Here is a 6,975-nt window from a genome sequence, read left to right as displayed (position 1 = left end):
GGGGGGGGGGGGGGGGGGGGGGGGGGGGGGGGGGGGGGGGGGGTCGTCGAGGCGTTTGAGCTGCGCATCGTGGATGTCTTGTCGTCCGGTTGGGCCTTTGGCGTGGGCGTCGTCGGGTTTGGCCTGGATGGTGGGACGGTATTCGATGGTGGTGAACAACATGATGCAGGATTCACCGATGGTGTCGTAGGGGCAGTCGAGCGCGAGGGGGCGGGTGCAGTAGCCGTTGCCGAGTAGTTGTTTGCTGGCTTCGGCGCGGGGGCGCGCATCGCGGGTCCGGCGTCGTCGGCGGGCAGGATCGCGGGCTGGCTTGCGGCGAGCTCCGGGATGTGCAGCGGACCGGAGGGCCGGGTGCGGGCGCGGTTGCTTCTCCACGCCGGGGGCAGGATCCACGATGAATAGTTAGGAGACCTCGGGTGAGTGAGGGGTTCTCAGGCTGTAGGCGTGCACGTTTCCCCAATTGTCACCTACGAAGATCGTTGAGCCGTCGCGTGTGGCAGCCACACTGCTGAGTGAATGCCCGACGAAGGTTCGAGCGAGTTGGCGCGGCACGCTCATATCCCAGACGATCAGAACACCCTCAGAGGAGACGGAGACGATCTTCCATCCGTCCAGCGGAGCCAGCCCCATTATCTGACCCACATCGGGCGCAACAGATCGTCTACTTCCGTCGTCAAGACCCCAGACATCGATGGAGCCGTCACTCAGTCCCGCGGCGGCGTAGGACCCGTCCGCAGTCACCGCCATGCCAAAGACGTGTCCGGATTCCGGCCCGGCAGTCGTCCGGACCTCACCTGTCGAGGTGTCCCACGACAGGACGGTGCCGGTGCTGTCTCGCGTCGGGCTGGAGATGGCGACGACACGGCGACAGTCCGGCGTAATCGCGGCGGCGCTGGGCCAGCCTGAGACTTGGTCGACTGACAGCATGTGGGCCACCTCGGCCGACGACGCGTCGAGAACCCTATATACAAGACGCTCTCGTTGCATTCCAACGGCCCCAAATCCCATGAACACGTCCATCTCGACCTTGGCCGTGCCCGCGGGCTCAGATTCCTCGTACTCCTTCCCAGCGGCGAGGACCCAATTACCACTGCTCCACAGCACCGAGCCGAGGGACAAGACGATCTGGTTTGGCTCGTTGCGGGCGGCGATTGAGTGGGTCTCGAGGACGAAAGCGCTGCTGTGCGGACCCTTCGCGCAGAGCAACGCCCGCGAGCCCGGTTCCATGATCGCGACCCTTTCGTACTCCGTGTCGCGGCTGTGCTCCCAAATCTGTTGGCCCTCGCGCACATCCCAAGCCTTGACTCGTCCATAGACTCGAGAGTTCGATAGGGCCAAACTGCCGTCCGAGCTCACCGCCGTGGAGGTTACCTCGATCCCGTGTCCACGTAGCACCCCGGGTTCGGCCGGAACGGTCAAATCCCAAACCTTCAGCGTCTGGTCCTCCGCGACGGACACAGCTCGCCTCCCGTCGGCACTCATCGTCACCGCCCGGGCCGCGCTGCGGTGACCGCTGAGCAGACCCAAGCGCCTCCCGTTCGCTAGGTCCCAATGCTCAACCATCCCGTCGTCGCGAGCGGCTAGGACGGTGGTGGCAGATGTTGGCACCAGTCCCCAGACTGGGCCGCCACTCGTGTCGAGCTTCGCGACCATCTCGGCCGCGGCGGTCACCGTCCCATCGGCGTGCAGCTCCCAGCAACGCATCTGCCCATCCCACGATCCAGACACGGCGTGTCGGTCTCCGGGGAGGACGCACACGCTCAGCATCAGGTCCTGGTGCGCATGCATGACCGCTTGCTCGGCACCGTTGTCGACGTCCCAGACCCGCACTGTCCTGTCTGCGGAAATCGACACCGCTCGACGTCCGTCGGAGGTGACCGCGACCCCGTTCACCACCCCGCCGGATCCCATAAGCGTCCGCCTGAGCGTCCTCGTCTCCACGTCCCACAGGCCCAAGGTGCCATCCGCCGACGCTGAGAGCGCGCGGCTGCCGTCCGAGAAGAGGCACAGGCTAACGACCTGACTGCTGGGTCTTTGCGCGAAGCGGCGGCCGAGGCCGCTGACGACGTCCCACGCCAGAAGCGTCCCGTCCGCACAACCAGCAAGGACCGAGCCGCCGTCCGGAGTCACTGCAAGTGAGGTAATAGCCGGACCGTCGCCGGCGAAGCTTTGTCGCAGCAGGCCAGACTCAACCTCCCACACCTGGACCGTTCCGCCCGGGGAGCCGGTTGCCACCACAGCGGCCGAACCCACGCCGCCGCAGCCAAGCACCCATCCGCCGCCGTGCCGGATCGTTCGGAGCAGGCAGACCGACTCCTCCGCCGTCCGCCAGCGGGCCTCCAGGTACGGACGGTGGAGTTGCTCAAGCCGTGCCCGCGCCGCCGTCAACGGTCCCGTGGCTTCCACCACCGACGCCCGGTCCAGCACCTGCTGAGCGAACAGCTGGGGGAAGGGTTCTGGCGTCCAGCTCCGGAGGTCGTGCGCCTGGAGATCCAGCACACTAAACATCTCACGTATCCCCTGGTCCTCAGGAATTGCCTCGTGCCCGGCGCGCAGATCGGCCAGTACCTCGTCGATGCCCAGCCGCCGTGTCTTCGCCTCGACGAAACGGAGGTCAGCGAGCAGCCGCATGAGTTGGCTCCTGGGAGCTCTCGCGGAGACCTTGTCGATCCCGCGGATGGCGTCGAGCAGGTGCGTTACGGTGAAGGCCAGCGCGTAGTCGTCGTCGCTATCCAGCCAAGCCTCGCCGTATGCGTCGATGAAGTACTCAGCCACGGCGAGGTTAGCCTCGTGCGGGTAGACCTGATAGGTCGTCTCTCTCAACAGGAACTGTCGAAACGACTCGTGATAGATGCGATAGCCGCCGGTAATCGATGGCCCGCTCAGGTACTGAGCACAATCGCTAAGGGCGTCGTCGGTCTCCGACGGTTTGAGGGACGTGATTCCCGCCAGCTGCGCGCTCGATAGTCCCTCCGCGCGTGCGACCGCTAGGGCTCCCAACACCGGCCGGTAGCGATCCCGCCAAGACTCGCCCTTGCGGGAGAGTTCTCGCCTGAGGAACGCTCGATAGTGGCCGTCGAGACCCTCGGGAAGAGCCAGCGCGCGCTGAGCCAGCCCCCGCTCAGCGAGAAACTCATCGACGACATACCGGGCATAGAGAAAATTCCCCTTCGCCGCCACAGCGATCTGCTCGGCGGCGCTGGCGCGACTGGGGTCGGGGAGCTCGCAAAGACGCCGCTGCGCGTACTCCCGCACGTCATCGACGTCCGGAGGTGCGTCCTTCTCGATGTCGAGCGTAGCCGGCCCCAGTAGCTCCAGCGTCCGCGGATCCCGGCGACTCGTCAGGATGAATCGGACCCCCGGCGGGAGCCGCCCACTCAGAATGCCACCGAGAAGCGTCACCAAACTCTCAGTGCCACGCAGCGTGAGCGCTTCGTCGACTCCGTCAACAAGGACGACGACCGCGACCTCGACGCCCTCATCGGCCAGCATGACCAAAGGCCGCCGTACGAGGCGCTCGAAGGCCAGTTCGGCTGAGAGCTCGCCAACACGCAAAGAATCTATCCTGACCGCCGTGATCTGCGCTCCGGACTCTGCTGATTGGACCTCCTGCCTCACCGAAATCTTGATCTTCTGCTCGCCGACCTTCGTGAGCGCGACGGCGTACGCTTGGAGGCGATCAGCCAGGCTGCTGGCAAGCAGCTCCACGAAGCGGACCGGGTCGAGAGCGGCCGGATCCAGGGCCCGGCAGAAGTGGGCGTACGTGAGGACGTCTGCGCCCAGCCGCGGGTGGTCCTCGGCTGTCGGCCCGCCAGCGGAGATTTGGACGAGCCGAGCAGCGAGCGTCGACTTGCCCGTCCCCGGCCCGCCCACGAGAAGGAAGCTGCTCCCCTCTCTGTGGCCGAGCCAGCGATCGATCCGCTCGATCGCCCAGGCCCGCCCCGTGAACTCGCGCGCGGCCGCCGCAAGGTCCTCCGGCACTGCAGCCCCAGGGCCGTGCGGTGACGGTATGAGCATGTTGGCCACCATTCTTCTACCTTCGCGCCCGCGTCTAGGGCCTGTAGCGGCTCTCATATGCATTTTGCCTCAGCCCCGACGACGAGTACCCAACTGCCAGCGGAACGGTTTCGGGCACCAAGCCGCATTCCCACGCCAACGACGCAGGCAGTCAGAAGGTGAATGCCGTGCCGCAGGAAAGGTACGAAGTTTAGTCCATAGCGTTAGTGTAGGACGACACCGGTGAGCGTGCCCCTGCAGACAAGGGTGGGGTCACCGCGTGATTTGTGAGTGTGTGTCGCGGCGGTTCTGGTCGGATCGCTGCCAAGATCGGTGTCGGTGCGCGGGGCTGACTCGCGCGTGATCTGGCCGCCGTCGGCGTGCTCTGCGAAGGACTCGTCGTCCGGCGCGCCGACACCGTCGTGGTCCTCACCTTGCTGGCTTGATCAGAAGCCTGTCCGCGCCCTGCAGGGCCGTGACCCTTCACAGATATGCCGCCCCACGGTGAGAGTTCCCGACCAAGCCGTCGCCCGTCCGCTCATCGAGGAGGCCTGATCCCATGCCGCTGCTTGCCGAGGTCCTCGACGCTGTCGTCGGCGGAGACACCCACCGAGACACCCACACGCTCGAGCTCACGAGACCTACCGGGGCGACGATCTCGACGCTGACCATCGACAACGATGAGGAGGGCTTCGCAACCGTCATCGCATGGATCGCCGAGCACGCGCCAGGCCCTCGGATCGCGGTTGGACTCGAGGGCACCCGCAGCTACGGCATCGGTCTGTCGCGAGCCGTCCAAGCCGCCGGCCTGGTCGTCGTCGAGGTCGAACGACCCAAATGGTCCGAGCGGCGCCGGGGCAAGTCCGACCCGATCGACGCACGCCTGGCCGCCTCCCACCCTTCGCCTGGACGCCGACTGCCTACCCACGCCCCGCGCCTGGTCAAGGGCTTGCGCCACGATCGGCAGCATGCGGCCGACCACCCCCACAGTCCCCGGCGTATCTGCCGACTGGCGCGGACGTCCCGGGTGTGGCGCTGCACTATTCCCACATGACGTGGGCCGGCCGTGGAGCCCGGGAGGTCAAGTCCCGGTGAGTGGTGTACGACGGTGATCCGTCGTTGGTGGTTGTTCAGGCGCTGAGGGCGCCTGTGGTGGTGGGCTCCTGCTCCTGGTCGGTGCTGGTGGTGGGGACGATGGTGAGCCTGGCCTTGGTCAGGATCTCAAGGCCGAGGTAGCGGCGGCCGTCGGCCCACTCGTCGTTCTGTTCGGCCAGCACGGCCCCGACGAGGCGGATGAGCGAGGCCCGGTCGGGGAAGATGCCGACCACGTCGGTGCGGCGGCGGATCTCGCGGTTGAGCCGCTCGTTGGGGTTGTTGCTCCAGATCTGGCGCCACAGCCCGTTGGGGAACGGGGTGAACGCGAGGACCTCCTCGCGGGCGGCGTCGAGGTGGGCCTGGACCTCGGGCAGGGCGGCGGTGTGGTCGAGCAGCTTGTCGTACTGGGCGTGCACGGCATCGGGGTCGACCTGTTCGAAGACCGAGTGCAGCATCGCTTTGACCCCACCCCACGCGTGCTTCGGGCACACGGCCATGAGGTTGACGGTGTAGTGGGTGCGACAGCGTTGCCAGGACGCGCCGGGCAGGTTGGCCCCGATCGCCTCGACGAGGCCGGCGTGTGCGTCGGAGGTCAGCAGGGCCACGCCGTTCAGGCCGCGGGCCACGAGGTCCTTGAAGAAGGAGTTCCAGCCGGCGCCGGACTCGGCGGAAGAGACTGCCACGCCAAGGATCTCGCGGTAGCCGTCGGCGTTGACGCCGGTGGCGAGCATGACCGCGACCTTGACGACCCGGCCACCCTCGCGCACCCGCATCGTCAACGCGTCCGCGGCGAGGAAGGTGTATGGGCCGGTGTCCAGGGGCCGTTCCCGGAAGTCCTTGACCAGCTGGTCGAGGTCGCGGGCCATCACCGAGACCTGCGACTTCGACAGGCCGGTGATCCCGAGTGACTGCACCAGCTTGTCCATCCGGCGGGTGCTGACCCCGAGCAGGTAGCAGGTCGCGACCACCGAGGTCAGCGCCGCTTCCGCGCGGCGCCGACGCTGCAGCAGCCAGTCCGGGAAGTAGGCGCCCTCGCGCAGCTTCGGCACGGCCACGTCCAGTGTCCCGACCCTGGTGTCGAGGTCGCGGTGGCGGTAGCCGTTGCGCGCGGTGACCCGATCCGGGTCGCGGGTGCCGTAGGCGGCGCCACAGACCCGGTCCGCATCCGCGGACAGCAGCGTGTTGACGAACCCTTCCATCAGCTCGCGCAACAGGTCCGGGCTCGCCTGGGACAAGTGCTCGTGCAGGAACCCGGCTGGGTCCTTGATACTGGAGCGTGCGGTCATCGCAGTGACTTTCTCTTCGAGTGGGTTGTAGGAGATCTCTCGAAGAATCACGCGGTGACCGCGCCCATGTCGATGCCCGGGCAAGTCACCTCGTCGTACACCACTCTGCTGGACTCAACTAGCCCGGGAACGAACCGGTCCGAGGATGGCTCACACGAGCCGGCGATCGTTCGACGTCAATACGTCGTGCGATAACTCGTGCGATAACTCCCGGCGATCGTCGGCGTGTCGCGGTCACCCACGGTCACTGCCAACCGCCCCAAGCCGGCCCGCCAACGACTCGCAGAACCGGCAAACCCGCAGGTCAGACGGCGTCTGGCCTGCGGTTTTGGGTGGTGGCCAGGGGCGGGGTCGAACCGCCGACCTTCCGATTTTCAGGTGTCGGCGGTCTTGTCGAAGCGTCCGTGCGGTGTGTGGCTGAGCGGCTCACTTCGCTAACCGAGTGCGTGGGAGGTTGGCTAAGTACGGGCGCGTTGCTATCACGGTTGCTGTCTGTTCGGCCTCACGCCAGACCTTGCCGGCACCCTGCTCTAGGTGTACTGACCCGACAGGTTGGTCAATCGGGTGATGGGTGGATTGTTCCCGCAGGCGGTGTGGG

Annotated in this window: 3 protein-coding genes; 1 reads left to right on the top strand and 2 read right to left on the bottom strand. The window is 66.7% G+C overall.

The window, feature by feature from the left end:
• Nucleotides 1–402: 402 nt before the first annotated feature.
• Complete coding sequence (locus tag ASG96_RS03910) at nt 403–4,029, bottom strand: NACHT domain-containing protein (protein WP_162262008.1); 3,627 nt, start codon at nt 4,027–4,029, stop codon at nt 403–405.
• 526 nt (nt 4,030–4,555) lie between these two features.
• Here ASG96_RS03910 and ASG96_RS03905 point away from each other — a divergent pair.
• The gene (locus ASG96_RS03905; RefSeq protein ID WP_057586771.1) at nt 4,556–5,050 is read left to right on the top strand and encodes an IS110 family transposase; all 495 of its coding nucleotides are present in this window, start codon (nt 4,556–4,558) and stop codon (nt 5,048–5,050) included.
• Nucleotides 5,051–5,126: 76 nt separating this feature from the next.
• Here the strand turns inward: ASG96_RS03905 and ASG96_RS03900 are convergent, their stop codons facing one another.
• Nucleotides 5,127–6,377 carry an IS256 family transposase gene (locus tag ASG96_RS03900; RefSeq protein WP_057586769.1) on the bottom strand — a complete coding sequence of 417 codons (1,251 nt, stop codon included), beginning with the start codon at nt 6,375–6,377 and terminating at the stop codon, nt 5,127–5,129.
• Nucleotides 6,378–6,975 lie beyond the last annotated feature (598 nt).

Source organism: Terrabacter sp. Soil810, from assembly GCF_001429645.1.
GTDB lineage: Bacteria > Actinomycetota > Actinomycetes > Actinomycetales > Dermatophilaceae > Terrabacter.
This window is presented reverse-complemented; position numbering and strand designations above follow the sequence as displayed.

What these genes read in the sequence shown, in the direction of transcription:
- ASG96_RS03900 (WP_057586769.1), bottom strand. Translation starts at nt 6,377, where the DNA reads ATGACCGCACGCTCCAGTATCAAGGACCCAGCCGGGTTCCTGCACGAG.
- ASG96_RS03905 (WP_057586771.1), top strand. Translation starts at nt 4,556, where the DNA reads ATGCCGCTGCTTGCCGAGGTCCTCGACGCTGTCGTCGGCGGAGACACC.
- ASG96_RS03910 (WP_162262008.1), bottom strand. Translation starts at nt 4,029, where the DNA reads ATGGTGGCCAACATGCTCATACCGTCACCGCACGGCCCTGGGGCTGCA.